We start from the raw sequence: 229 nt of genomic DNA, 5'->3' as shown, positions 1-229 counted from the left end.
GCATCACAAGGCCGCCCACCGTGTCGAACTCGTCATCAGAGAACTCGGTGCCAAAGCGCTCGTTGAAGTCTTCAATCGGGGTGAGGGCGCGGATCGCGAAGTGGCCGTTCTCCAGCGTGCGGATATCGTCCTCTTCATCGGTGTCGTGCTCATCTTCGATATCCCCGACAATTTGCTCAAGAATATCTTCAATGGTGATGATGCCCGCCGTGCCGCCGTACTCATCTAC

1 protein-coding gene is annotated in these 229 nt (G+C 56.3%); it reads right to left on the bottom strand.

Going from position 1 to position 229, the window contains the following annotated elements:
* Positions 1–229 (bottom strand): transporter associated domain-containing protein (locus R0J88_RS24150; RefSeq protein ID WP_410901478.1); only part of this gene is annotated, 229 nt, incomplete at both ends.

The sequence above is a fragment of the Pseudoalteromonas sp. SIMBA_162 genome (assembly GCF_046535955.1).
Lineage (GTDB): Bacteria > Pseudomonadota > Gammaproteobacteria > Enterobacterales > Alteromonadaceae > Pseudoalteromonas > Pseudoalteromonas marina.
Note: the sequence above shows the minus strand (reverse complement) of the source record. Positions and strands in the feature narration are given on the sequence as shown.